Source organism: Pontiella agarivorans, from assembly GCF_034531395.1.
In the GTDB taxonomy this organism is placed as follows: Bacteria; Verrucomicrobiota; Kiritimatiellia; order Kiritimatiellales; family Pontiellaceae; genus Pontiella; species Pontiella agarivorans.
On the sequence record NZ_JARVCO010000010.1, the window covers coordinates 268,423 to 292,567 of the forward strand.

At 53.1% G+C, this 24,145-nt stretch carries 18 protein-coding genes; 8 read left to right on the forward strand and 10 right to left on the reverse strand.

Features of this window, described 5'->3' with window-relative positions:
- The first annotated feature begins 205 nt into the window (after positions 1-205).
- The 8 genes from P9H32_RS08740 to P9H32_RS08775 all read left to right on the forward strand — a co-directional run bounded on the left by P9H32_RS08740 (position 206) and on the right by P9H32_RS08775 (position 12,958).
- Entirely contained in the window at positions 206-2,083 is a 1,878-nt protein-coding gene (locus tag P9H32_RS08740) for a PAS domain-containing protein (protein ID WP_322608516.1), read from the forward strand.
- Positions 2,084-2,102: 19 nt separating this feature from the next.
- Positions 2,103-4,058 carry a PAS domain-containing protein gene (locus P9H32_RS08745; protein WP_322608517.1) on the forward strand — a complete coding sequence of 652 codons (1,956 nt, stop codon included), beginning with the start codon at positions 2,103-2,105 and terminating at the stop codon, positions 4,056-4,058.
- Positions 4,052-4,312 carry a hypothetical protein gene (locus P9H32_RS08750; protein WP_322608518.1) on the forward strand — a complete coding sequence of 87 codons (261 nt, stop codon included), beginning with the start codon at positions 4,052-4,054 and terminating at the stop codon, positions 4,310-4,312. The genes P9H32_RS08745 and P9H32_RS08750 overlap by 7 nt, the downstream gene beginning before the upstream one ends.
- Before the next feature lie 83 nt (positions 4,313-4,395).
- Positions 4,396-7,146, forward strand: coding sequence for a PAS domain S-box protein (locus tag P9H32_RS08755; RefSeq protein WP_322608519.1), 2,751 nt, complete (start codon positions 4,396-4,398; stop codon positions 7,144-7,146).
- Complete coding sequence (locus P9H32_RS08760; RefSeq protein ID WP_322608520.1) at positions 7,146-7,589, forward strand: response regulator; 444 nt, start codon at positions 7,146-7,148, stop codon at positions 7,587-7,589. Before P9H32_RS08755 ends, P9H32_RS08760 begins: the two co-directional genes overlap by 1 nt.
- Positions 7,590-7,613: 24 nt before the next feature.
- A complete protein-coding gene (locus P9H32_RS08765) occupies positions 7,614-8,543 on the forward strand; it encodes a PAS domain-containing response regulator (protein WP_322608521.1) in 930 nt (309 codons plus the stop codon).
- Between the two features lie 22 nt (positions 8,544-8,565).
- Positions 8,566-12,603 carry a PAS domain S-box protein gene (locus P9H32_RS08770; RefSeq protein ID WP_322608522.1) on the forward strand — a complete coding sequence of 1,346 codons (4,038 nt, stop codon included), beginning with the start codon at positions 8,566-8,568 and terminating at the stop codon, positions 12,601-12,603.
- Entirely contained in the window at positions 12,581-12,958 is a 378-nt protein-coding gene (locus tag P9H32_RS08775; protein ID WP_322608523.1) for a response regulator, read from the forward strand. Before P9H32_RS08770 ends, P9H32_RS08775 begins: the two co-directional genes overlap by 23 nt.
- Positions 12,959-13,033: 75 nt before the next feature.
- On the opposite strand, the gene P9H32_RS08780 is transcribed toward P9H32_RS08775, so the two are convergent.
- From P9H32_RS08780 to P9H32_RS08825, 10 genes are all read right to left on the reverse strand, one after another.
- Positions 13,034-14,620, reverse strand: coding sequence for an Rne/Rng family ribonuclease (locus P9H32_RS08780; RefSeq protein ID WP_322608524.1), 1,587 nt, complete (start codon positions 14,618-14,620; stop codon positions 13,034-13,036).
- A gap of 15 nt (positions 14,621-14,635) precedes the next feature.
- Positions 14,636-15,817 carry a rod shape-determining protein RodA gene (gene rodA, locus P9H32_RS08785; protein ID WP_322608525.1) on the reverse strand — a complete coding sequence of 394 codons (1,182 nt, stop codon included), beginning with the start codon at positions 15,815-15,817 and terminating at the stop codon, positions 14,636-14,638.
- Positions 15,817-17,970, reverse strand: a complete 2,154-nt coding sequence (locus tag P9H32_RS08790; RefSeq protein WP_322608526.1) for a peptidoglycan D,D-transpeptidase FtsI family protein — start codon at positions 17,968-17,970, stop codon at positions 15,817-15,819. Before P9H32_RS08790 ends, rodA begins: the two co-directional genes overlap by 1 nt.
- Positions 17,961-18,470: a rod shape-determining protein MreD gene (gene mreD / locus P9H32_RS08795; RefSeq protein WP_322608527.1), complete on the reverse strand. Its 510-nt coding sequence runs from the start codon at positions 18,468-18,470 to the stop codon at positions 17,961-17,963. The genes P9H32_RS08790 and mreD overlap by 10 nt, the downstream gene beginning before the upstream one ends.
- Positions 18,471-18,609: 139 nt before the next feature.
- Entirely contained in the window at positions 18,610-19,422 is an 813-nt protein-coding gene (gene mreC, locus P9H32_RS08800) for a rod shape-determining protein MreC (RefSeq protein ID WP_322608528.1), read from the reverse strand.
- Positions 19,423-19,508: 86 nt separating this feature from the next.
- Positions 19,509-20,537: a rod shape-determining protein gene (locus P9H32_RS08805; protein ID WP_322608529.1), complete on the reverse strand. Its 1,029-nt coding sequence runs from the start codon at positions 20,535-20,537 to the stop codon at positions 19,509-19,511.
- 545 nt (positions 20,538-21,082) lie between these two features.
- Entirely contained in the window at positions 21,083-21,829 is a 747-nt protein-coding gene (locus P9H32_RS08810) for a nuclease-related domain-containing protein (RefSeq protein WP_322608530.1), read from the reverse strand.
- A gap of 166 nt (positions 21,830-21,995) precedes the next feature.
- Entirely contained in the window at positions 21,996-22,139 is a 144-nt protein-coding gene (locus P9H32_RS08815) for a hypothetical protein (protein WP_322608531.1), read from the reverse strand.
- A 120-nt stretch (positions 22,140-22,259) separates the two neighbouring features.
- The gene (locus P9H32_RS08820; protein ID WP_322608532.1) at positions 22,260-23,045 is read right to left on the reverse strand and encodes a hypothetical protein; all 786 of its coding nucleotides are present in this window, start codon (positions 23,043-23,045) and stop codon (positions 22,260-22,262) included.
- A complete protein-coding gene (locus P9H32_RS08825) occupies positions 23,042-24,013 on the reverse strand; it encodes an HNH endonuclease (RefSeq protein ID WP_322608533.1) in 972 nt (323 codons plus the stop codon). Before P9H32_RS08825 ends, P9H32_RS08820 begins: the two co-directional genes overlap by 4 nt.
- Between the last annotated feature and the right edge of the window lie 132 nt (positions 24,014-24,145).

The window sequence follows — 24,145 nt, forward strand, 5'->3', positions numbered from 1 at the left end:
GTACTGGTTGCCGCAGGGCAGGAGCATAATGGAATTACAGTTGAGATGCAGATGTTCGGTCGATTCGACCTCTCCCGGGAGGAGAGTGAGCGAATGTCAAATCCGTGAAAATCTGAAGTCCTCCCGAACATCCGTACACCTTTTCCGGGTGATTTTTTTTCTGGGGTTATGCATTGGTTATCCGCTTCAGGTTAAAGCGGATAGAATGTGTGGAAAAGCTGTTGGCCGGCTGGTCGATATCGAAGAAAGCAGGGTTTCTGACGGATGGATATCTGTTCCGGGGTATCTGCAAGCCCGCGCGGCGGGGCCGTTTAAATCTATCGCGGATGTTTCTTTCGGCGAATATGCTCGGTCGCACCGCGTAACGGTAGCAGTGCTGTGTGTGATTATCGTGTTGCTTTCTGTTTCCGGGTTGCTGGCGTTCTACCTGAATCGCCGGCTGCGGATCAGCAGGGCGCGTCTTGATCTTGCGCTGTCGGTTGGCGGAATCGGGGTGTGGGAGCTTGATTTAGAAAAAGACCGGCTGATCTGGGATGATCGTATGTATGAGATTTTCGGTGTGGCGCGGGGAGATTTTGGAGGCACCTATTCCTCGAGTTTGAACTACATACATCCGGACGATGTGGAAAAAACTTCCGGCGAACTCATCAAGCGGTGGAATTCAAGCGATCCATTTAAAACGTCTTTCCGAATCAACCGACCGGATGGTCAGGTTCGACACATTGCAGTATATGGCAAGGTGGTCCAAATGGCCAAAGGGAAGCCGCAGCGCATAATCGGCTGTAATCAGGATGTGACCGATCAAGTGCGCAATGAGCAGGCACTGAACAGCTTTTTTGAGCAGTCGACCAATTTGCATCTGATTGCCGGTTTCGACGGTATAATTCAGCGGATTAATACCGGTTGGGAAATGGTGCTTGGTCGAACGAGTGAAGAGCTGGAAGGCAGTGTGTTTCTCGATTTGGTTCACCCTGAAGACCGGGATGCAACCTTGCACGAAATGGAGCGGTTGGCGGCGGGTGAAAGCGTTGACCATTTTGAAAATCGTTATCGGCACCGTAACGGTGAATACCGGACGATAGAGTGGTCTTCGGTCGCTACGGCAGAAGACGGATTGGTTTTTGCCGCAGCGAAAGATGTTACCGACCGCAAAAGAGCGGAGCAGTTGGCACAAGCCGCCCTGGATGCGCTTACAGCAAACATCGCGATTTTGGATCATGAGGGGCGATTCCTTGCGGTGAACCGGATGTGGAAAGATTTTGCCGAGAAAAACGGGACTCCCCCGGAAAGTTATGCGGTCGGCAGCTCCTATTTCGCTTTCAAAGAAAGGGTGGGTGATGAGGAAGCCCGGGAGGTCGATCATTTTGTCCGGGGTTTACGGGCGGTGCTGTCCAACAGTAAAACGACATTTTCCATGGAATATTCCTGCCGGTTGGACGGTGGAGAGCGATGGTTTGCGGTTCACGTTTCGGCCTTTCCGGCGACGGATGATTCACGCATTGTGGTGGCGCACATGGATATAACCGAACAGCATGTTGCGCTGGAGGCCCTGCGCCGGCGCGAAAAGGAGTTTCGCCTGCTGGCTGATACCCTTCCGCTGGCCATCTATCTGATTAGCGGTGATGAGAGGATCTGCGAATACCTGAATCCGGCTTTCACCGGTATTACCGGCTATACGATGGAGGACGTACCGTGTGCCGATGAAGTCTATCGCCGTCTCTTTCCGAATGAAGATTACCGCAGTCGTCAGGTGGCCGAGTGGCAGCGCCGCATTGAGGCTGCAAAGGAGACGGACCGACCTGTGGAACCGCTGGAAACTGAAATTGTCTGTAAAGATGGAGGACGCAGAATTGTGGAGTGGGGGTATGTTCTTATCGGTCCGAAAACCTATGCCTATGCCCGGGATCTGACAGAGCAGAAGAAAGCCCGTTCGGTTCTGGAGGATTACACCCGGTCGCTGGAACGGTTTAACCGCGCCTCCACCGGTCGAGAACTGCGTATGGTCGAATTGAAGAAGGAGATTAATTCACTGCGAAAACAATTAGGTCAGGATGAACTATATACCATTTACAGTGGCAGATAACGGTTGAGCGGAGGTGCTGATGCGCAAACATGATAGAATTCGCCGGTTCCCCAAATATCGGTCGGACCGGTTTTCGACGGCTTGGTTTGTCAGTCTGCTTTACCTGCTGTTCGGGATTCTCTGGATTTCGAGTTCAGATATGATTGCCGTGGCGGTTGCTTCCTCCGAAGAGCAGTTGCACATTTTTTCACTGATCAAGGGCTGGCTGTTTATCGGACTCACTACGCTGCTGCTGTGGATTCTGCTGAAAATAGAAACAGGAAAAAACACCGCCCAGCAGAAAAAGCTGGAGGATACGGCGGCACGATTGAAAAGTGCTCAGGCCATTGCGCACCTCGGCAGTTGGGAGCTTTCCGGAGGTGAGGCCCGTCTGATCTGGTCCGACAGCGTATATGAACTGTTCGGCCTGATTCCCGGAAAATATGAGCCCACTGTGGAATCCTCCATGGCCGTGGTCCACCCGGATGATCAGGAAATGGTCATTGAGGCTTTCAGGGCGTCGCTGGAATCCGGCAGTCCCTATGAAGTGGTTCACCGGATCATTCGTCCGGATACCGGGGAAATCAGATATCTTCATGAGCGCTGCGAACATGTGCTTAGAGCCGATGGAACGGTATTGAAATCCATAGGTACGGTTCAGGATGTGACCGATCGGACGGTCCGGGAACAACTGCTTCAGGAACGGGAATTGAGATACCGATCGCTGGTGGAAGATTCCCCCGTTTTTCTCTGCAACTTTTCACCGGATGGAACCATTCTGTTTGTGAACAGGGCCTATTGCGAATATTTCCGTAAAGAGGCTGAAGAACTCGTCGGAGCGCCTTTTGTCAGATTGGTTTCGGAGGGGTACCGGGAAAAGGTGCTGGCTGGCATTCGATCACTGACCGCAGAACAGCCGCTGTTGACGCATGAGCATCCGGTACCCCTGCCCGGAGGAGGCCAGGCTTGGCACCGCTGGACCAATCGGGCGCTGTACGATGAGGAGGGTCGGCTGCAGTCCTATCAGTCGTTTGGCGTGGATATTACCGAAGAGCACTCCAATATTACTGAGCTCAATCAAAGCCGGAAATTGCTGAATGATGTCTTTTGCGCGGTACCGGACCTGATGTGGCTCAAGGATGAAAACGGGGTCTATCTTTTATGCAACCCGCGTTTTGAAGAACTCTATGGCTGCAGCAGTGAGCAGATTACGGGACAAACCGATAGTGATTTCGTGGGTGTGGAACAGGCCGAAGCGTTACGACGTTATGATCGGAAAGCCGAAGAGAAGGGAGTCGCTACAATCAATGAAGAGTTCATGACCTTTGCTTCCGACGGGCACGAAGAATTGCTGGAGGTCATCAGGACTCCTCTGTATGACGATGATGGCCGGCTTGTTGGCACGCTGGGTGTAGGCCGCGATATAACAGTCCGCTCAAAAATGAAAGAGGAACTGGCCAACAGTGAAGAACGGTTCAGGACGATTTATGAAAATGCGCCGGTCCTGATTGACAGTTTTAATGAAAATGCCGAGTTGGTGCTATGGAATAAGGCCTGCGAGGAAACGTTCGGGTGGAGCCAGGAAGAGGTGAATGCACACGACGATGCGCTGACCCTGTTTTATCCTGATCCGGAGGTCCGCAATGAAGTGTTGCGAACTTTAACCCGCGGTCCGGATGGCCGTTTCCGTGAATGGAGTCCCGTCACTCGCGATGGGAAAACGTTGTATATGCTCTGGGCCAATTTCACCCTTCCGGACGGACAGGTAATCAGTATCGGACATGATATCACGGACCTGAGAAAGGTGGAAAAAGAGCTGAAACAGTATCAGGAGCAGTTGGAGCAGCGGGTTCAGGAGCGAACCGAAGAGTTGCGCCGTGCGGTGAGCCTGATGGCCGGGCGGGAAAACCGTATGGCCGAACTGAAAAAGGAAATCAGAACGCTGCAGGACAGCGTGGCTGATGCGGAAGGGAAATCGGGAGGATCTCCATGCTGATTAAGCGGTCAACCGGTACTGTTGAATTTGAACGGGGTTTCCGGGAGAGCAACCGCGCCCGTGAGACGTATGCCTGTCTGCGTGAAGAATTGCTGACGATGTCCATTTCGGATTTACGAGCACTGTCTGCTGATCGACTCCAAGGGGAGGCGAACAAAAAGACCGGGGCCACTTTTCATGTACAAATCCGGTTCGCGGCCGCGGATTTGCTATTGGAACATCGCGTCGATAACCCGGATGGGGAAACAGCATGAAATTCCGACGGAGTATTTACAGGCCTCTACGCAGCGACACAGTGCCTGATCGGAGGTTTCGCCTGATCGGAATGATTGCTCTGATGATACAGCTGCTGGCCCTGAATCTGCCGGCTCAGAATCAGAACGCTGCAGCAAAACCGGAGCCGGATGCATACCGCGTTTTATTTTTGAGCAACAGAGTGGAGCTGCCGCCCTGGAATCTGACGATGTTCGCGGAGTGTCGTTCTGAGTTCGAACGGCTGTCTGGGCACCCTGTCAGTATGATGATCAGGGATATGGATCACCAAGTTTCGGGGATGGGGCCGCAGGGGGGATCTGAAAATCAGTGGTCTCTGAACAGTGGGGACGAGGAGATCAACTTCATGGTATATCGCAATCCGCTCAGCAGTCCCCCGCTGCATCTTGTGGGTGAGAAAAATATTCCACTGGTTGTGCCGACTTGCGATACCGCATGGCTTCCGGATGCCGAAGAAATTCCGCCGAATGTTTATCTTAGAACGGTCACTCTTTCGCCCGATCGAACCGCACGTCTGGTTGCGCGCCTTTGTCCGGATATTCGAAAACTGGTTGTGATTTCCGGAGACCATGAAACGGATCGTTTTTTTATGCAGCGTGCCCGGGCAGAGCTCGGGGAGCGCTATGATGGTCTTGAGGTCGAATACTGGGAGGGCCTCACTCCGAATGAGCTGAATAAACGTGCGGTGGCTCTTTCCCGTGATTACGCGATCCTCTTTCTCAAGATGACCCTCGATCCAAGCGGGGCCATCCATATATCGAGCGATGTCGTACGCGACTTAGTGGAGTGTTCGCCGGTTCCGGTTTTCGGTATTTCCGATACCTTTGTTGAGCAGGGAATTCTGGGCGGCTATGTGGTTTCATCCCGGATGGAGGGCCGCCGGGCCGGACAGATGCTGAGCCGGTTGGCAAACGGGGAGTCTCTGCAGCCGCTCAAACATGTGGAGAATTACGGGGAATATCAGTTTAATTGGCATCAGCTCAAACGCTGGGGTATTCCGGAGCGTCATCTGCCTGCAGGTGCCCGCATTCTGTACCGTCCGGACAGTCTCTTTGAGCGTCATGCCTGGCTGCTGTATATGGTCTGGAGCGGGCTCATCGCATTATCTCTGATTCTATGCGCCACTCTGCTGTTCCTGCACAGCCGCCGTAAGACGCTCCGGGAGCTTCAGAAAAATGAGGAGTGGCTTAGGCTCAGCACGGAAACGGCCGGGGTGGTGGTTTGGGAATATGATCCGGTCAGGGACCGGATGGATCATTTACAGGATCATGAAGTGCTCTATGGCCGGGGGGGACAGCATGTGTTGACAAAAGCTGATTTTATAAACGCGCTGCACCCGGATGACCGTGAGTTCGCCAACGGGATCATTGACCAATCCTCCGTTCCCGGCGGTCGCGGGAACTTCCGTTTTGACTGCCGAATGCTTTGGCCGGACCAAAGCGTGCACTGGCTGTTGATCACCGGTGAAACTACAGAGCGGAATGCTGCGGGACGCGCCATGCGAATGCGCGGTTGCATGATGGATATTACGGAACAGAAACTGACGGAACGGGCCCTGCGAAAAAGTGAAGAGCAGGCTCGGCAGCTGTCGGAGCTGGTCATGGCTTCCAACCAGCCTTTGGCGATTGGTTATCCCGGCGGGCGGCTGGGCCGCTGCAATCCCGCCTTTTGCATGTTAACGGGGTATACAGAGGAGGAATTGCAAGGGGTTGACTGGTCGACCTTGCTTACTCCGGAAGAATGGCAGGCACAGGAGCGAGAACAGCTGGATCAACTGGAGAAAACCGGTAAGCCGATCCGTTACGAAAAAGAGTATATTCATAAAAGCGGAACACGTATTCCGATCGAGCTTTTTGCGCATGTAACGTTTAATCCGGACGGAACCTTGAAATTTTACTATGCGTTTATAACCGATATTACGGAACGTAAAGAGCAGGAAGAAAAACTGCGGAAAGCCAATGAAATTCTTGAAATCCGGGTGGAGGAGCGGACCGCCGAACTGAAGGTCCGTACCGATGAAGCGGAGGAATTGAATCGGGGTATGCTGAATGTGCTCGAAGATCTTCAACAGAAGAACTGTGCATTAGAGCTGGCCGAAGAAGCGATGCTGTCCACTAACCGTGAACTGGAGGCGTTTTCATATTCGGTGTCGCACGATTTGCGTGCACCGCTTCGTCATATCGCCGGATTTGTGGAATTACTGGTTAACAAGGAAAAAGAGCATCTGGATTCCCGCTCGTTGCATTATCTGGCCACAATCGAACAGTCGGTCAGGCGGATGGGGATGCTGATCGATGATTTGCTGGCGCTGTCCCGGATGAGTCGGTCGGATATGCATTTGCAGGATGTCGATATGAATGAAGTGGTACAAGACGCCTTAAAAGAACTTAAACCTTTAACGAAAGAGCGATGTATAGTATGGAATCTCTTGTCGTTGCCATCGGTGACGGCTGATCCTCGGTTGCTGCTGCAGGTCTGGATTAATCTGATTGGGAATGCGGTTAAATTTACGGCCCGGAAAGAAGAGGCTGTCATTGAAATCGGGATTACGGATAAGGGGGAAGCTGAGGGGCAGCGTCAGACAGTGTTTTATATCCGGGACAACGGAGCCGGTTTTGAGCCGGAATATGCTCATAAACTGTTCGGCGTATTTCAGCGACTGCATCGGGAGGATGAATTTGAGGGAACAGGCATTGGACTGGCTACGGTGAGAAGGGTGATTCACCGGCATAGTGGCAAGGTCTGGGCGGAAGGGGCGCTTGACCAGGGGGCTGTATTTTATTTTACCCTGGGGAATGTAAACGGGGATCGTTGATGAACATGAAGAAAATACTGTTGGTGGAGGATGATATCCGGGATGTGGAACTTGCGATTTCGTCGCTGGAGGAGCACAACCTGGCCAACGAAGTTGCCATTGCGCGGGACGGGGTGGAGGCGCTGGACTATCTTTACCGGAGGGGAGCGTTTGCCGATCGGCCGGCGGGACACCCGGTGGTGGTTTTTCTCGATCTGAAAATGCCGAAAGTGGATGGCCATGAGGTCCTGCGCCGGATTAAAAATGATCCTGAGCTCTGCACCATACCGGTTGTTGTTCTGACCTCTTCGGGAGAAGAGCAGGATCTTGCGCAGAGCTATGAACAGCATGCAAACGCCTATGTAGTCAAACCGGTGCTCTTTGAGGCATTTACCAAAGCCGTGCAGGATCTGGGACTGTTCTGGGTGCTGACCAATGAGCCTCCGCCACAAGGTCGAAAATAACACGGCCATTGCTAAAGGAAAATCATGATGAAGCCAATTGATTTACGACTGCTCGTTGTTGAGGATGACCCGAAAGATGTCGAACTTGAAATTGCCGAGTTGGAGGCGAACGGTTTTCATTGCCAGTGGCAGCGGGTGGAAACCCGCGAGGCCTATCTGGCGGGCCTATGCAGTGAAGAGTATGACCTGATTCTCTCTGACTATACATTGCCTGCATTTGACGGTCTGACCGCACTCAGTCTGCTGCTTCAGCAGGAGAAGGAGATTCCGTTTATTCTGGTTTCGGGAACGGTCGGTGAAGAATTTGCCATTAACAGTCTGAAAGCCGGGGCGACTGATTATGTCCTCAAGGAGCGGCTTTCCCGTCTGGCTCCGGTGGTGTATCGTGCGTTGGAGGAGCAGCAGGAACGACAGGAACGAAAGCGTGTGGAGCAGCAGCTTCGGACGGTGAATGCCCGCTTCAGGGCTATTGTAGAGACTGCAAAAGATGCAATTATAACGACCGACTCTCAGGGGTTTGTGAAGGATTGGAATCCGGCGGCTGAGCGTGTATTCGGTTATACAGCGCAGGAAATGAAAGGCCGGCTGGTCACACATATGCTGCCTGAGCGAAATCGCAAAGAGCGTTTCGATAGTCTGCGGGAATTGGTTTCGGGGGGGGGACAGAAACGATTTGGAAATACGGTTGAATCGACCGGGCTCCGACAGAATGGCACGGAATTTCCCATGGATCTTTCTCTCGCATCATGGACTGATTCCGAGGAGATATATTATACGGCGATTATCAGAGACATCACGGAACGGAAACAGGTGGAAGAATCGCTGCGGCAGCATAATCTGGAACTGGAGCAGTTTAATAAAATGGCGACCGGTCGGGAGCTGCGGATGATTGAGCTCAAACAGGAGATTAATGGCCTGTGCCGCGAGCTAGGGCGGGAAGCACCCTATGCCTGAACGGGGGCGGGAAACTTTGACTATGAACAACGCTTTGCCCGAAACCGGATCTGCACTGGCGTGCCGCTGGATGGTTTCAGGGTTAATTACGGAACTTGCCGCATTCACCCGGTTTGATGAGTTGGCGCATCACATGTGTGAACAAATGCATGAGCTGACCGGTGCATCGGGCGTCGTCTTTTATCATCATTCAGACAAGGACTCTACGTGCCGACCGGTTTCGATTTATCCGCAGGAGAATGCTGCACTGTTTGATCAGGATCGGCTTTCTGGACTCTGTCTGGTGTGCCGTCCGGATCCGGTGCCGTTTCTGGTGGAACAGCTGAAAGGTGAGGATGCTCTGTATGAGCCGTTGATGAGCGGAGGGTTCAGGAGCCTGCTGCGGATACCGATTCGCTGTGCAGACCAACTGTCGGGGCAGTTTATTCTGTTGGACGTGGAAGATGAAAAGCTGGCCGCTGAAATTGAAAGCGCTCTGCATCTGCTGGAGCCGACTATCGGGCTTGCCTTGCAGCACTGTGCAGCACGCCGGGAGATCAAGCAGCAGAAGAGCATGCTTGATGAGCTGGTTGAGTTGCGTACAGCGGAGCTGCAGCGCGTGAATGACGAACTGGCTGATTCACGGCTTGCGGCACTGAATATGATGGAAGATGCCATTTTGTCCGGCGAAAAAATGGCGTTTCAGAATAATCTGTTCAATTCCTTCATGGACTCGTTGCCTTCACTGGTTTTATTCAAAGATACAGAGGGCCGGTTGCTCACGGTGAATAAGGCCTTTGCTGAGTGGAAAAAGGATGAACCTGAAAACCTGCACGGTAAAACCGCATATGATTTTCTTACGCAGGATGAAGCGGAACAGGTTGAAAAAGATGATCATTATGTCATGGAAACCGGTAAAACCCTCCAGAAGGAGCAGTTTATCGGAGGGCGCTGGTGGATGCTCATCAAGGTTCCGCGTTACGATGAAGCCGGTGCTGTGGCCGGTAGTTACGAAGTAATCTGGGATATTACCGACCGTAAAGAGGCGGAAAAACAGCTCGAATTAAGCCGCTTTGCCTTGGACCACTCCAGTCTGGCCATTTTTCTGGCCGATGAACACGGATGTTTTCACTACACAAACAAACGCGCTTCGGACCTGCTGGGTTATTCGTCGGAAGAGTTCAAGGCAATGTCTGTCATGGATGTGGAGTCGGAACAGTGCCGCTCTTCCGAGGGCTGGAAGGCCTCTTGGAACTATGTGAAGGAACATCAGCGCGCACAGTTTGAGGGGGTGCATCGCCGGAAAAACGGGGAAAGTTATCCTGTGGAAGTTGCTGCGAACTATCTGACCTGGGACGGTGGCGAGTATATGATCGGCTTTACCTCGGATATCACCGAGCGCAAAGCGGCCCGGGAACAGCTTGAGGTCAGCGAAGCCCGCTTCCGCAGTTATATCGAACATGCTCCGCATGCCATTTTCATCACCGATGAAGTCGGAAACTACCTGGATGTAAATGAGGCCGCAGCGACGATGACCGGTTATTCCAAGGACGAACTGCGGGGCATGCATGTATTGGATCTCTATGAAGATGCGCAGGTCCGGAACAGAGCGGAAGAAGTCTTTCATAAGATGCTCGACACCGGAGAGGTTCAGGTGGAGCTTCCGTTTCTGGCGAAGAGCGGGGAAAAGCGCTGGTGGTCGATTTCAACGGCCCCGTTGCCGAACCACCATATTATCGGTTTTGCACAGGATATTACACAGCGCATTGAAATGACTGCCGCACTGAAAAAATCGCGGGAACAGTACTCCACGTTGCTGTCTAATCTTCCCGGAATGGCTTATCTCTGCGATTGCGATAAAAACTGGACCATGCGTTTTATCAGCAGCGGCTGTCTGGAAATTACCGGGTACGCACCGCAGGCTATCATCGGAAGCCGGCTGGTGTCTTTTGCCGAGTTAATGCATCCCGATGACCGAACGCGGGTGTTTGAGGCGGTGCAGATGAGCCTCCGGAAAAAGACCCATTTTGAACAGGAATACCGGATCCGCACGCAAACCGGGCAGGTAAAATGGGTTTCAGAACGCGGTATCGGACGTGAGGATTCGGCGGGGAATACCGTCATAGAAGGATTTATTTCGGACATTACCGAACGTAAACAGGCCGAAGAGCAGTTGCGTGCGGTCAGCGAGGAACAAAACCTGATTCTCAGCAATAGCACACTTGGGATCGCACTGGTGCGCAACCGGGTGTTCGAGTGGGTCAATCCCCGGTTATCGGAAATTCTGGGCATTCCTCTTGAAGACATTCAGAATCATTCCACCCGCTTGTTTTATCAGTCGGATGAAGACTACAAAAAAACCGGTATGACAGCCTATGAGGTGCTGTCTAAAAATGAACTTTTTGACCGAACGGTGCGTTTTAATCAGGTACAGGGGCACAGTTTCTGGGGGCGGTTGACCGGTAAGGCTTTGGATGCCGGTAATCCGGATGCCGGATCGATATGGATGCTTGAAGATATTACCGAACGGCGTGAAAGCGAAAAGGAACTGCTGCGCCTCTCGACAGCCATTGAACAATCGCCTGATGCCATTGTGATCACGGATGTTGAGGGGATCATTCAATATGTTAATCCGGCCTTTGAGTCCAATACCGGGTATGTGCGCAGTGAGGTGGTGGGAACGAATCCGCGGATTCTGAAGAGCGGTGAGCACCGGGACCGAACCTATGAAACGCTGTGGAAAACGGTTTCAAGCGGCAGAAAATGGGATGGCCGGCTGATCAACCGCAAAAAAGACGGATCGCTCATCACTGCAGAGGTTTCCATCGCACCGGTGAAAGATGACACCGGCCGTATCATCAATTACGTGGCCATTCAACGGGATATCACAGCGGATCTGGCGCGTGAAGAGGAATTAAGGCAAAGCCAGAAAATGGAAGCCATCGGTTTGTTGGCCGGTGGGGTCGCCCACGATTTTAACAATATTCTTCAGGCGATTCAGGGGTTCTGCGAACTGCTGCTCTACGATCTCGATCCGGGATCGCAGCAGTATCAGAATGCGCTGGAAATTAAACAGTCTGCAGGAAAAGCCGTTGGTTTGACCAAGCAACTGCTGGCGTTCGGCCGCAAACAGCCGCTGGAGACCCGGCTGCTGGATGTACAGGCGGTTCTGCAGGAAAACGAGGGGCTGCTGCAGATTCTGCTGGGCGAACACTATGCGCTGCAGATGGACTGCAAGCCCGGAGTTTCCCGGATACGAATGGATGCTGGCCAACTGATTCAGGTGATTATGAATCTGGCAGTGAATGCCCGGGATGCCATGCCGGAGGGCGGCTGCTTTTCTGTTACGGCTGAAGAAGTCGTTCTGAAACAGCAGGAAACCGGCATGCCCGGCAGCCGTCCGGGAAGGTTTGCCCGCCTGTCGTTTTCCGATACCGGAAGTGGTATTGACCCCGGGATTCTTCCCCGCCTTTTTGAGCCGTTTTTCACAACGAAAGATGTGGGGAAAGGAACCGGTCTCGGCCTGTCTGTGGTTTACGGAATTATGCAGCAGAACAACGGCTGGGTGAATGTCACCAGTGAAAAAGGACATGGTACCACCTTTACCCTTTACTTCCCCTCGGCAGAATCCTGCGCAAGCGATGCGCCGAATGGTGCTGAATTGCGCGAAAGTGAATTCATACGTATTTTGGTTGTGGAGGACGACCTCCTGCTGCAACCGCTGTTCAGGGAAATTCTCGAAGCTGCAGAGTTTTCTGTGTACATGGCCGGCTCTGTCGAGGAAGCCCTGACCACTTTCCGGAGCCTCGAAAAAAGAATTGACCTTTTGCTGACCGATATGCAGCTGCCGGATGGATACGGTATCGATCTGGCAGACCGGCTTCGCAAAGATCTGCCTCATCTGCCGGTGCTGCTCTGCAGCGGATATCCGGAAGAGGAGCAGCGCTGGGAAAAACTTGAGCAAAGCAGCTACATTTTTTTACATAAACCTTTCACCGCAGTCGGTTTGATGAATTCCATCCAGAAGGCGTTGATTAAAATTGAACAGGAGAAAAGGGATGGCGAAAATTATCGTTATTGATGACGACAAAACCATTCAGACGGTTTTTGAACAGTTTCTAATACGTAAAGGGCATGATGTACTGGTGGCCGACGACGGCCGGAAAGGGATGCAGGTCATTGAAGAGGCGGAACCCGATCTCGTTATCACAGATATTATGATGCCCGAAATGGATGGACTGGAGATTCTGCTTAAAATCCGCCAAAGCAGGCAGGACCTTCCAATCATTGCCATCTCGGGCGGCATGCGCGACCTGCCGATCAATTTTCTGCGCCAAGCCAAGCTTTTCGGGGCACAGGAGGTTTTCGAAAAACCGGTTCCGCTCGATGTGCTTGGCGAAGCCGTTGACAAAGCACTGGCCGGCGCTTCGGCATAAGCGAAGAGCGGGTTTAATGCGAAAAGGCCGGGGGTATCCCGGCCTTTCCGTATGGTATGGAACCCGGCCTTCGGCTCAGGTTTCCGAACTGCTGAAAAGCACTTTACCGTTGTCGTCGTTTGTGATGGTGAATTCCTCGATGTGGAAATGGCCGTCCGAAACAAAGGTCAGGTGGCCGTGGAATTCCTGTTCCATATCAATCAGCGCCTGTTCATCCTCTTTACGCAAGCGTTCCAGTACCTGCGGGTTGACCGTCACGCGCATGGAATGTGTTCCGTTGCGGTCTTTGCGCATACACTCGCTCACACGGCGCTGGATTTCCACGCTCATGGAGAGGGGCGATTTCACCCTGCCGCGACCGCGGCAGTAATGACAGTCCACATAGCCCGACGTGAAGATCGACTCCTCCACACGCTGGCGGGTCATTTCCAACAGCCCGAGCTGTGAAATCTGCAACACATTGGTCCGGGCCCGGTCCTTTTTCAGGGCTTCTTTCAGCGCCCGGTAAACCGCATTCTGATCCTTCTTTGACTTCATATCAATGAAGTCGACAATGACCAGACCGCCGACGTTGCGCAGGCGCAGCTGACGGGCCACTTCGTCGGCCGATTCCAGATTAACCTGAAGGATGGATTCCTCCTGTGATTTACTGCCTTTATGGCGGCCGGTATTGACGTCGATAGCGACCAGAGCTTCGGTTTCATCGAAAATCAGGTAGGCACCGGATTTCATCCAGACCTTTCGGCGGTAGGCGGACTCGATCTGCTTCTCGACTTCAAAATAATCGAAAATCGGCTCTTCTCCGCCGTACATCTGCACCCAGTTGCGCGAGCGGCGCGAAAACTTGGCGATGATCTGGCGGGTCTTTTCAAACATTTCCCGGTTGTCGATATAGATGCGGTCGATGTCTTCGGTCAGATAATCGCGGACCACGCGTTCGGCCAGCTTCGGTTCGGAATAGAGCTCGCACGGGGCGGGAACATTCTTAATACCGTTTTCGATATCGTTCCAGATTTCGAACAGCGTACGGGCATCGCGGGCAAAGCTGACTTTGCGCGTTCCCGATCCGGCGGTACGTACAATCAGACCGATGTTATCCGGCACCGGAAGGCGGCTCAGAATTTTTTTCAGGCGGTTGCGTTCTTTGACATCATCGATTTTACGCGAGATCCCTTTCAGGTGCGTCCCCGGCATCATCACCAGATAGCGTCCGGGAATGCTCAGGTTGGCGGTCACGCGCGGTCCCTTGGTGCCGATGGCGTCTTTGGTCACCTGCACGATAATCTCTGAGCCGATCGGAAAAATCTTTTCCATTTCGCCGGGTTTGTATTTTTTACGCCGCCGGGTCGAGCTTTTGGCGCGGACGCCCTCTTCGCGTTCGAGCCGCGCAGCATCTTCCGGAATCATATCCCAATAGTGGATAAAGGCATTTTTCTTCAGGCCGATATCCACGAACGCCGCCTGCAGGCCGTCTTCCAGATTCTGGATCTTGCCCTTGAAAATGCTGCCGACGATACGGTTGTCTTCCTGACGTTCAATGTGGAAATTATCAAGTTTTCCATCTTCCAGCACCGCCACTCGGGTTTCGAGGGTTTCGATGTTGATGATGATCTCCTTTTTTTCCCGCTTACTGCCTCCAAAGGCTTTCAGTTTTTTAAGCATGGTGGTTCTCCTGTTCTAATTTCTTATTTTCCGGCGCTGGTACACACTTTGCACCAGGCCGAGTGCGATGAGGGTGCTCACCATGAAGGACCCGCCATAGCTCATCAGCGGCAGCGGAAGTCCAGTGATTGGAAGAACACCAATCGTCATCGCAATGTTTACAAACACATGGCAGAACAACATGACACCGATTCCCAGTGCCATGAGCCGCCCAAACTCATCGCGGGATCGCAATGATACCCGCATACAACGTCCTAACAGTACGGCATAGAGCGTCAGAATAAACGCACTGCCAATAAATCCGGTCTCTTCCGAGATGACACAAAAAATAAAATCCGACTGGGCGACTGCCGAGGGGAGGAACCCCAGAATATTCTGGGTTCCGTGCAGATAACCCTTGCCGTGCAGGCCGCCGGAACCGACGGCAATTTGCGATTGCAGCTTATTCCACCCCGCGTCGGCAACATCGTGTCCATCCCGCACAAATACACGAATGCGGTCTTTTTGATAGTCCTGCAGAATGGGCATACGCGGGAGAAATTCGGATTTGTCCGGCACGTAGCCGTTATCGAGCTGCTCCTGCGTCGGTTGCTCATATTTTATCCAGAGGCAGGCGGTAACGCCGGCCAGCACAACAACGGCCAGCCCGATCAGCAGCAGTTTTCGTTTCACCCCGGCATACAGCATGATGGCCAATGTGATCGGTGCAAGAGTCAGCGAGGTGCTCAAATCCGGCTCGACCGCAATCAGAACAAACGGAAGCCCCGCAATCGCCGCACAGACAAAAAATGTTTTCCACTCATCCGCATCACGGTCCGGGGCGGAAAGATAAGCCCCCAGTTTAATGGCCACCGCGATTTTTCCCAGTTCCGAAGGCTGGAGCGTAAAGCCGGGGAGGGGAATCCACCTCTGGGCCCCGTTGTTTGCCGGAAAGAGGAAAACCGCCAGCAGCAGAATGATTGCCCCGGCATAAATCCACCACGAGAGTGTGGCGATCACTTTATAATCAAACCAGACCAGTGCCGCATACACGCCCATGCCCAGCAGGGCGAACATCAGCTGTTTTTCCCAGGTATCGCCGTAGAGATCCGCCGATTTAAATCGGGCGCTGAATACAAAGGCCACGCTCATGGTGATCAGCAGAAAAATGGTACTCAGCATGGTCCAGTCGAGCCGCTTCACTTCGATGCCGTTCATCAGCTGTCCCCCTTGCTGATGGTTCCGTCATATTCGAAAATCTTTGCATACAGGTCGTGGAGGCGCGGGCCGATGGAGCGACCGCCCGAAACACCGTCTTCCACCAGCATGGCGACGGCATATTTTGGAAAATGGTAGGGGGCGTAGGAAATCATCCAGGTGTGCACACTGCTGACCACTTCGCCGTCGACCAGCTTTTTATACTGCGCCGATCCGGTCTTTCCTGCAATCAGGACTCCATCCAGCGCCGCCGCCTTGGCGGAGCCTTCTGGATGGTTGACCACATCGTGCATACCGCCGCGCACCACTTCGAGGGCTTCGATCGGAACGTCGAGCTGCCGGTAGGCCCAGGTGGGGTTTGTGTTGTATGGATCGTCCGGGCCGTTGCGCCATTTTTTAACCAGACGCGGGCGGTAAACCCGTCCGCCGTTGGCGATTGTGGAAGCCACCATCGCCATCTGCAGCGGACTTGCCAGAATGGCTCCCTGGCCGATCGACATGTTGCACGCATCGATCGTATTGAGCGCATGGTCCGGCAGGTTGCCGTATTTGACATCTTTCTGTTCCGGCGGATCATCCAGATTCGGGAAAAGGCCCGCATACTGCCCGATACCGAATTCATGTGCCATGTCCCGGATCGGTTCATAGCCCAGTTCCTGTACCATCTCAAACATATAGACATTGCACGAAACCATCAGGGCCTGACGGGCGTTGACTTCGCCGTGTTCACCGTAGCGCGAATGAATCCAGCACTTCATGCGGCGTTTGCCCACATAGTAGGGATTATGACAGTCGTGGTAGACATTGGCATAATCCGGATTGTTCCGCAGCGCACCGAGTACCGCAATCGGTTTGAAGGTTGAGCCTGGCGGATACTGTCCGAAAACGGCCCGATGAAATGTCCGCGAAAAAGGATCCTTATTCAAAGCCAGCCGGTATTTTGCCGAAGCCATGTAGGCATTGGGGTTGAAGGATGGCGCACTAACCATCGCCAGCACGTCGCCGTTGTTGGGGTCAAGCACCACACATGCGCCCTTCACCGGAAGGTTCGGATCCTCACCGTCCTGCTTGGTTAACAGGGCTTCCATGGCAAACTGCTGAATCTTCTGGTCAATCGTCAGCTGCAGGTCGCCGCCGGGTTTCGGAAAGCGGGTTTGAATATCGGAATGGTGATACCCGGAGGCATCAATCCGCACAAGATTATATCCCGGTTCCCCTTCAAGCAGATCATTATAGGTGCCTTCGAGCCCTTTTCGGCCTTCAATACCGCGCATATCATAGTGGATTTTTTCGCCGGTATCTTCCGCTTCGTTGATGGCATCGGCCGCCAGTGTGAATCCGATGAGATGCGCATTGGTTTCGCCGAAGGGATACGTACGCGCCGGCTGATAATAGATATCCGTTCCGGGCAGCATCGAGCAGGTGTCGGCCCATTTGGCGATCGTGGCATCATTCAGATTTTGCCAGGCCAGCAACGGGAGCGGCTTCTGCAGGATAATATGATCGACAATCTGTTGATAACGAACCTTGCGCGGAATGCCGATCCGATCCGAAATTTCATACACCAGCTCCAGCGTATTGGCCGCCGTTGAAGTCGGTGTTTTGCTCAGCTCTTTGGTGTTGAAAGTAATACGGTTGGTACGCAGGGGATCGTGTTTTTTAAGCCCGGGAATTTTCCGTTCATCGTTCCAGCGGCCGAAAATCCCCTGCCATACGCCCAGTTTTTCATCGTCCAACCCTTTCCAGACGACCAGCGGTTCATTCGGGGTCAGGGCAAAATGACGTTTCACATCGCGATAGCTGATGTCCGGAGCCACGCCGATTGACTGCCAGATGCGGTGCATCAGTTCGAGGGTATTCGCCACGGCCGACCGCGGCGCGCGCATCTCTTCAGTGTAGATCGCAATACAATAGTTCGGAACGCTGTCGGCCAGCACCTCGCCGTTGGTGTCAAAAATTTTTCCACGCACCGCCGGCAGTCGCACGCGCCGGACCGACTGATCATGAAAAACCTCATCGAAGCCGCTCTTACCCCGCACCTGCAGATTCCAGAGTCTGGAACCCAGAAAAAGCAATGAGGCCATCATGATGCCGAACACCGCCCAGATTACCACCGAGCTCGACTCCTGTTTCTGTTTCACCTTTATTGCCATCCGTAGCTCCTCCGTTTGGGCAGCAGGGCTTCAAGCCGGATGATGGCATGCGAAACCGGCGGCAGCGTAATCATGCCGAGCAGGAATGAGCCGAGCAGGCGGTGCAGCGTTTGCCCGAAAAGAAACGGACGCTGGCCGGAGGCCGTGAAAATGAGCAACGCCGCAAATGTACAGAAAACCCCGATCAGCGCACCGAGAAAAAGCTGAGTCACCACACCGTCCACAAAGATTTCATTGCGGATGCGGTTTGAAAGTATTCCAATGATTGGAAACGCCAGCAGCGCCGGTCCGAATGATCCCGGTTCCAATCCGTCCTGCATAATGGCTGCGGCAAAAACCGCCAGCCACATATCTCGGTTATCGCGCCGCAGGGCATAGTGCAGCACCAGTGCCGCCAGAATCGGCGGTTTCATTCCGCCGAACAGCGGCCACGACGGCATCACCATCTGAAGCAGGGCACCGAACAGGATAATGAACAGCATCAGAATCCGGCGTCTCATCGTTTACCTCCGGAGAGGTGGGGTATGGTCGATTGCTGATTGCCGGTTTTTGACGGGTTTCCAATGCAGACACCTGCGTGGCCCCATGCAATGGGCAATCGATAATCAGCAATCTTCAAGGTAACGCACCGAAGAAACATCATTTTCCGGCCTCCTTTGCTTCGGAAACCACAAAAACGTAGTCCAGCAGGCCGACAGTTGCGCGCGGGATGACTTCCGCATATTGGAAAAGCCCCGAATCATCTTTGTATATTTTTTCAATATAGCCGATATGTACGCCTTTCGGGAAGGCGCCGCCGGCGGTCGAAAGGCCGGATGTCACCACTTCATCACCAATCCGGATTTCAGCATCTTTATTAATAAATTCCATGCGCGCCTGCGGTTCGCCGCGCAGATTACTGCCCGTTCCGCGAACCAGGCCGAACACGTTTGCACGCGCGAGTTTGGCCGAAACCCGGCAGGCGGGGTCGGAAACCAGCAGTACGTCACTGGTCAGAGGAGTGACTTCGGTGGTGCGGCCGACAAGCCCGTCGGGGCTGATCACCGCCCGGTTTTCGCGGATACCGTTCCGAGCGCCTTTGCCCAGACGGACGGTATTCCACCATCCGGAAATATTGCGGCTCACTACGTCGCAGGGAATCATCTGATGCGGGCTCGCCTGATGGAAATCAAGGGCGCGCCGCAGACGCAGGTTATCCGCCTCGATGTCGCGCAGCCGGTTCAACTCGGCCTGCACGCGCACAAGTTCATGCGACAGTTCGCGGTTTTTTTCCACCGCGCCGCCTATACCCCGTATCGCTGCAGCTGTTTCTGTCAGGCGCTGCCAAATGCTGGAAGCCCCTTTTTCAGCCGGTGCCATGGCACCGCGTACCGCTCCTTTACCCTTGAGGGTTAACGAAGGAAGCGGAACAAACACCACAATCAGCACGAAACCGATTGCTGCGGCGTACATCAATTTTCTGTTCCTCAACACGTTCCGTCCCTATCGGGAGGACGAGCGCATCAGCTGATGCCGGGAATGGATTTTAAAGATCCGTATTAACTGTTCGGACCCGCCATTTTACGTAGGAAGTTAATTTCGTGCAGGACAATGCCGGTGCCTTCGGCCACGGCGCTCAGCGGATCATCCGCCACATGCACAGGCAGGGCGGTTTTCTCCGAAATAAGCACATCCAGCCCGCGGAGCAGTCCGCCGCCGCCAGCCAGTACCATGCCCCGGTCGACCAGATCGGCCGACAGTTCCGGAAGGCAGCGCTCGAGTGTAACACGCACCGCCTCCACAATGGCATTCACCGGTTCCTGCAAGGCCTGGCGTATTTCCTCGGAGCTGATTGTCAGCGTCCGCGGCAGCCCGGCCACCAAATCGCGACCCTTTACTTCCATGGTGCTCTCATCACCGGAAGTCAGGGCGGATCCCATCGTAATCTTAATTTCCTCGGCGGTTCTCTCTCCAATCAGCAAGTTATATTCCCTTTTTATATGCTGAATTATCGCCTCATCCATCTCATCGCCACCGACGCGCACACTCCGGCTGTAAACAATACCGGCAAGGGAAATCACGGCAACCTCCGTCGTGCCTCCCCCGATATCCACGATCATGTTACCGGCAGGTTCCTGTACAGGCAGGCCCACTCCAATCGCTGCGGCCATCGGCTCTTCAATTAAAAACACATCGCGCGCGCCCGCATGCATTGCGGAATCTTTAACAGCGCGCTTCTCCACCTCGGTGATGCCGCTCGGGACCGCAATCACGACCCTCGGCCTCACCATCCTCTTTCTGCTATGAACCTTCTGAATAAAATAGCGGAGCATCGCCTCGGTAACCTCAAAATCCGCGATTACTCCGCTCTTCAGCGGGCGGATAGCCACAATGTTGCCTGGGGTACGGCCGAGCATTCGTTTCGCTTCGTCGCCTACCGCCAATACCCGGTTCGTGCCGGCCTGCACCGCCACTACCGAAGGTTCGCGAATCACGATGCCGCGATCCCGCGCGTACACCAGTGTATTCGCAGTTCCCAGATCGATTCCTATATCGCTGGAAAACATTCCCATGGCCCGGTTCAACATATTGACTTTCCTTTAACTAAAATGGTCTGGTGTAAAATCGAGAAACAATGTGACAAAACGCCGCAAATGGTCAAGGCCTAAACGTTAGCATCGGATGTGCCAGCTGCATATTTTTTAAAAACTTTAACCCCGGAACACACCCGGAACCCCGCCGCCGTGTTTGCCGGATCGTGGAAACGAGGGGGCGCAACCATGAAAAGGCACAAAGATATACCGGGGCAAATGGTGTGAAAACCGCACAGGAACCGAATTCCCGGAATAACCGGCAGTGCACCGAAACAGGACGGCAAAATCATGCTCAAAAGGCCGGGAGCATAAGCCCGCCCGGCGGTCGGGCTCTACCAGAACGGTACGGAATGAAGCATAAATCATCCCCTTTACGGGGCAGGCCGGCGGCCTGCGATACAAGCCCGGGGGCCACCGGAAGCAGACGATACGGCAACCGTACCGCAGACGGCCCGTCTGCATGCCCGGAGATGAAGCTCATGCGTAGTGCCATTCGGGCGCTGCCTCGAAATCAGTAAACCGCCAGCGATAACCCCAGATTATTTCGGCTTTGTAAACCGGCAGGACGGAAACCCCGAGCAACCCCAGAAGGTTTGACCGACATTCGGGCCTTTCCGCGCTGTCCGCAGTTTCAATGTTTTTCCACATCGGGGACATACGGGATCCTGAAAGCCGATTCGGACATTCTGCACATGCAGCTTGTCGGTTTCACGCCCCTGGGCCAGACGTCCCTCCGTGATTTGTTTGCGGATGTTCAGAACCTCGTTCTTCGAGAAAATCGTTCGTTTAAAGTTCAGAATGTAATCAACATATTCTTTTCCAAAGAAAACCCCGTCGGGAATATCGGTTTTAAAATCAGCCGAGCCCGCAAAGCATACGATGTTGTGAAACCGGCTGAGCGGCAGGTCCAGAAATTCAGACAGCGCGCAGATATGGCCGTAGTTTTGCCGGAGCGGATTCAAAAACCGGTTTTTCTTCTGATAAACCACCTGGGTCCAGTATCGCTGCTCCTTTGAACCGAAAATCCATCCGCTGTAATTTTTGGTCTCAATCACGAAGATTCCGTACATCGAAAGTATAATGTGATCAATCTGCGTCGTGCGCCCGTCCTTCGTCGGGAGGGTCACATCGTGAAGTTGAAGATAATATTCAGGCGGAAGCCATCGGTCCGCCGCCCGCCTGACCCGGTTTCCCCCGGCCCGTCCGCGCATGCCCGGCAGGATCGCCCCGGAAACCGCCCCCAGAATGAGCACCAACATAACCAGAATGAGGATTAAAAAGCTCAAAATATAACCTTCTATAGCTCAGAGGTCAGCTTCTGTGATGAAGTGTCGGGAGAGAAAAGGAGACTGTTTTTAAAGATGCTGTCTGTGGCCTTCATTTCGATCGCGAATCATCAGCATATTAAAATATCGGACCGACTCTTTTTTCACCGCGCGTCCGACCCTTTAGTTATCCCGTTTGGTCGAACGTCACAAGTTCCAGCAATGGAACCTCCCATGTGTCGGGATAACTGTCCTTTACATATTTTTCATCTATCAGATCTTTCCGCCAATTGACAATGGAGTGAATGCGTACTTCTTTGATGGATTCCATCCGGGGAATCCATTTTTCACTGGCAGCTTTGGATAGAGCACCGATTCTTTGCTTATTTTGATTTATCACGAAAACACGATTAACGGCGGCATCGTCTTCTGAAATCACGTCCATCAGTTCTCAATCATCAATCGGTGTAAATCCGTGGGTAATGTTTTTTACATTTTTTTCCTCAGTTGCCCAGTCAAGTGATCCTGGTTGGTATTTGAAATGCAAAGAATCGCAATAAGTTTGCCACCCTCCGATAGGCTCAGGGGACAATTGAGCCGATTCGAGATGAATTAGATTGAGGTAGAAACGGGCAACTTTTCCTTCTACAAAACCCTGACTGGTTTTTAGTGCCGGAACAGCAAAAATGAATTTGCTTGTGTCAGAGTGCCCTATCCATTCAGCGCGGATTGTGAATCGGTCTTGCTCGTGACCTTTCAGGTTCAAGGCAAGTGCCGTCGATAAAACATCTCCGTTCTTAACTGTGGAGTTAATCAATAAATGACTTTTTTCAGAAATGGGTTGGGAGCCGCAAAGTCCGGGAGCCTTTTTAATGGCAAGAATTTTGAAATAACACCGACTTATCGAAACAGGAAGATCTCCCGTATTTTCAATTCTGAAGTCTAAGGTTGAAGAGAACTGATGACTTACTATGTCAACGATTCGGATTTTTCCCTGAACAGGACTGTTTGCTGGTAAATGGATATTTTGAGTTATGTTTCCGCCAGCCTGAATATTACTGTTTCCCTGTATCTGTTGATTGTTGCTAGTGGATTTTCCAGTAGGGATTAGTCCGAAAGCGAAGCTTACAAAACCGCCAATTACAGCCGTACCAACGGTCATAAAAAACCAGTTTTTGATACTGTTTTTCTGTTTAGCGCTCATGTTGCTATCTCCGGTATTTAGTTCTTTATTCAAAAATTATCCGCAAACCGTTTCAGATGCCGGGCGAGGTTTTGCGGGTTGGGACGGTGGTTTTTGTTTTGGGGTAATTTTATTTCCAGGCCTTGGAACTGCCGGATGGAGTAGGTGCTGGTGACGGGCTGGGTCATGCGGGTGGAGACGATGACGCGGTAATTTTCGGGGTTGATGGCGATGAGGCCGCGGTCGAAGGCGCGGTGCAGGGTGGGGCAGAGGGCGAGGCCGTTGGTGATGGTGTCGTCGTGCGACTGGCTGAACGGCACGATATGGCAGGCGTCGATCAGAGATGCGCTAATGCTGGTTTCGACTTTCAGGCCGGAAATGCAGCAGGTGTTGTCGTAGATCATCGGCACCTGTTTTTTGAATACGCCGCCGCGGACGAAGACCTCTTCTTCGTAGGCTTCTTTATCGAGTGTTTCCTGCAACGTTTTTATTTTGGCCTGATAGTCAGCGGCTGGTTCGGCGAGGATCTGGCTGTTGACTTCATCCAGATAATTTACCCCGGCTGACAGAGCGGCATCTGGAAAGTAGCGTTTGAGCATCGTCTGCCGCAAAACGTCCCGCTCCACCGGAGAAGCCATCAGAGCAAAAAGGTCGGGATCGAGTTCCGCATGGCGAATCGCGCGTTGCAGCACGCCGATAGACTGACTGTTGCGCGTTAGGTTCACCCATGTTTCGAATCCGGGATTTGGAATATGGTGCCAGAATTTTTCTCCGCGCAGATAAAAGAACGGCTGGGCAATGAGCGGTGAGTGGGCGGTGGTCACGAGTTCCCGCCAGATGGATTTAAAAGTGCCGACGAGCTCGGGCGTCAGTTCGATGCGGTTACCGGAGATCCAGCCTTCCTCCAGACCGCGCATGACCGCCAGCAGCAGAACCGGCTTGTGCGGGGCGGGGCCGTATTTTGTGACGCCCTGCCGCAGGTGTGTCAGTTTATGTTCAAATTTACGGAGGCTCTTGTTCATTTCTGCAATAACAAAAAAAGTTGCAGAAAGCATATGGATCCAATTGGGGTTTAACAAGTGCAGCATCGTGCAAACTGCTTCCCGGTAAACCGTTGAATCTTTGTGCAGTTGACCGCGGTTCGGATCGCGGAA

Bases quoted from the DNA above. Each gene is read 5' to 3' on its own strand.
- rodA (WP_322608525.1), bottom strand. From the start codon at position 15,817: ATGAACGGCATCGAAGTGAAGCGGCTCGACTGGACCATGCTGAGTACC.
- P9H32_RS08770 (WP_322608522.1), top strand. From the start codon at position 8,566: ATGAACAACGCTTTGCCCGAAACCGGATCTGCACTGGCGTGCCGCTGG.
- P9H32_RS08805 (WP_322608529.1), bottom strand. From the start codon at position 20,537: ATGTTGAACCGGGCCATGGGAATGTTTTCCAGCGATATAGGAATCGAT.
- mreC (WP_322608528.1), bottom strand. From the start codon at position 19,422: ATGTACGCCGCAGCAATCGGTTTCGTGCTGATTGTGGTGTTTGTTCCG.
- P9H32_RS08740 (WP_322608516.1), top strand. From the start codon at position 206: ATGTGTGGAAAAGCTGTTGGCCGGCTGGTCGATATCGAAGAAAGCAGG.
- P9H32_RS08745 (WP_322608517.1), top strand. From the start codon at position 2,103: ATGCGCAAACATGATAGAATTCGCCGGTTCCCCAAATATCGGTCGGAC.
- mreD (WP_322608527.1), bottom strand. From the start codon at position 18,470: ATGAGACGCCGGATTCTGATGCTGTTCATTATCCTGTTCGGTGCCCTG.
- P9H32_RS08765 (WP_322608521.1), top strand. From the start codon at position 7,614: ATGATGAAGCCAATTGATTTACGACTGCTCGTTGTTGAGGATGACCCG.
- P9H32_RS08775 (WP_322608523.1), top strand. From the start codon at position 12,581: ATGGCGAAAATTATCGTTATTGATGACGACAAAACCATTCAGACGGTT.
- P9H32_RS08825 (WP_322608533.1), bottom strand. From the start codon at position 24,013: ATGAACAAGAGCCTCCGTAAATTTGAACATAAACTGACACACCTGCGG.
- P9H32_RS08755 (WP_322608519.1), top strand. From the start codon at position 4,396: ATGATACAGCTGCTGGCCCTGAATCTGCCGGCTCAGAATCAGAACGCT.
- P9H32_RS08760 (WP_322608520.1), top strand. From the start codon at position 7,146: ATGAACATGAAGAAAATACTGTTGGTGGAGGATGATATCCGGGATGTG.
- P9H32_RS08780 (WP_322608524.1), bottom strand. From the start codon at position 14,620: ATGCTTAAAAAACTGAAAGCCTTTGGAGGCAGTAAGCGGGAAAAAAAG.
- P9H32_RS08790 (WP_322608526.1), bottom strand. From the start codon at position 17,970: ATGGCAATAAAGGTGAAACAGAAACAGGAGTCGAGCTCGGTGGTAATC.
- P9H32_RS08750 (WP_322608518.1), top strand. From the start codon at position 4,052: ATGCTGATTAAGCGGTCAACCGGTACTGTTGAATTTGAACGGGGTTTC.
- P9H32_RS08815 (WP_322608531.1), bottom strand. From the start codon at position 22,139: ATGGAATCCATCAAAGAAGTACGCATTCACTCCATTGTCAATTGGCGG.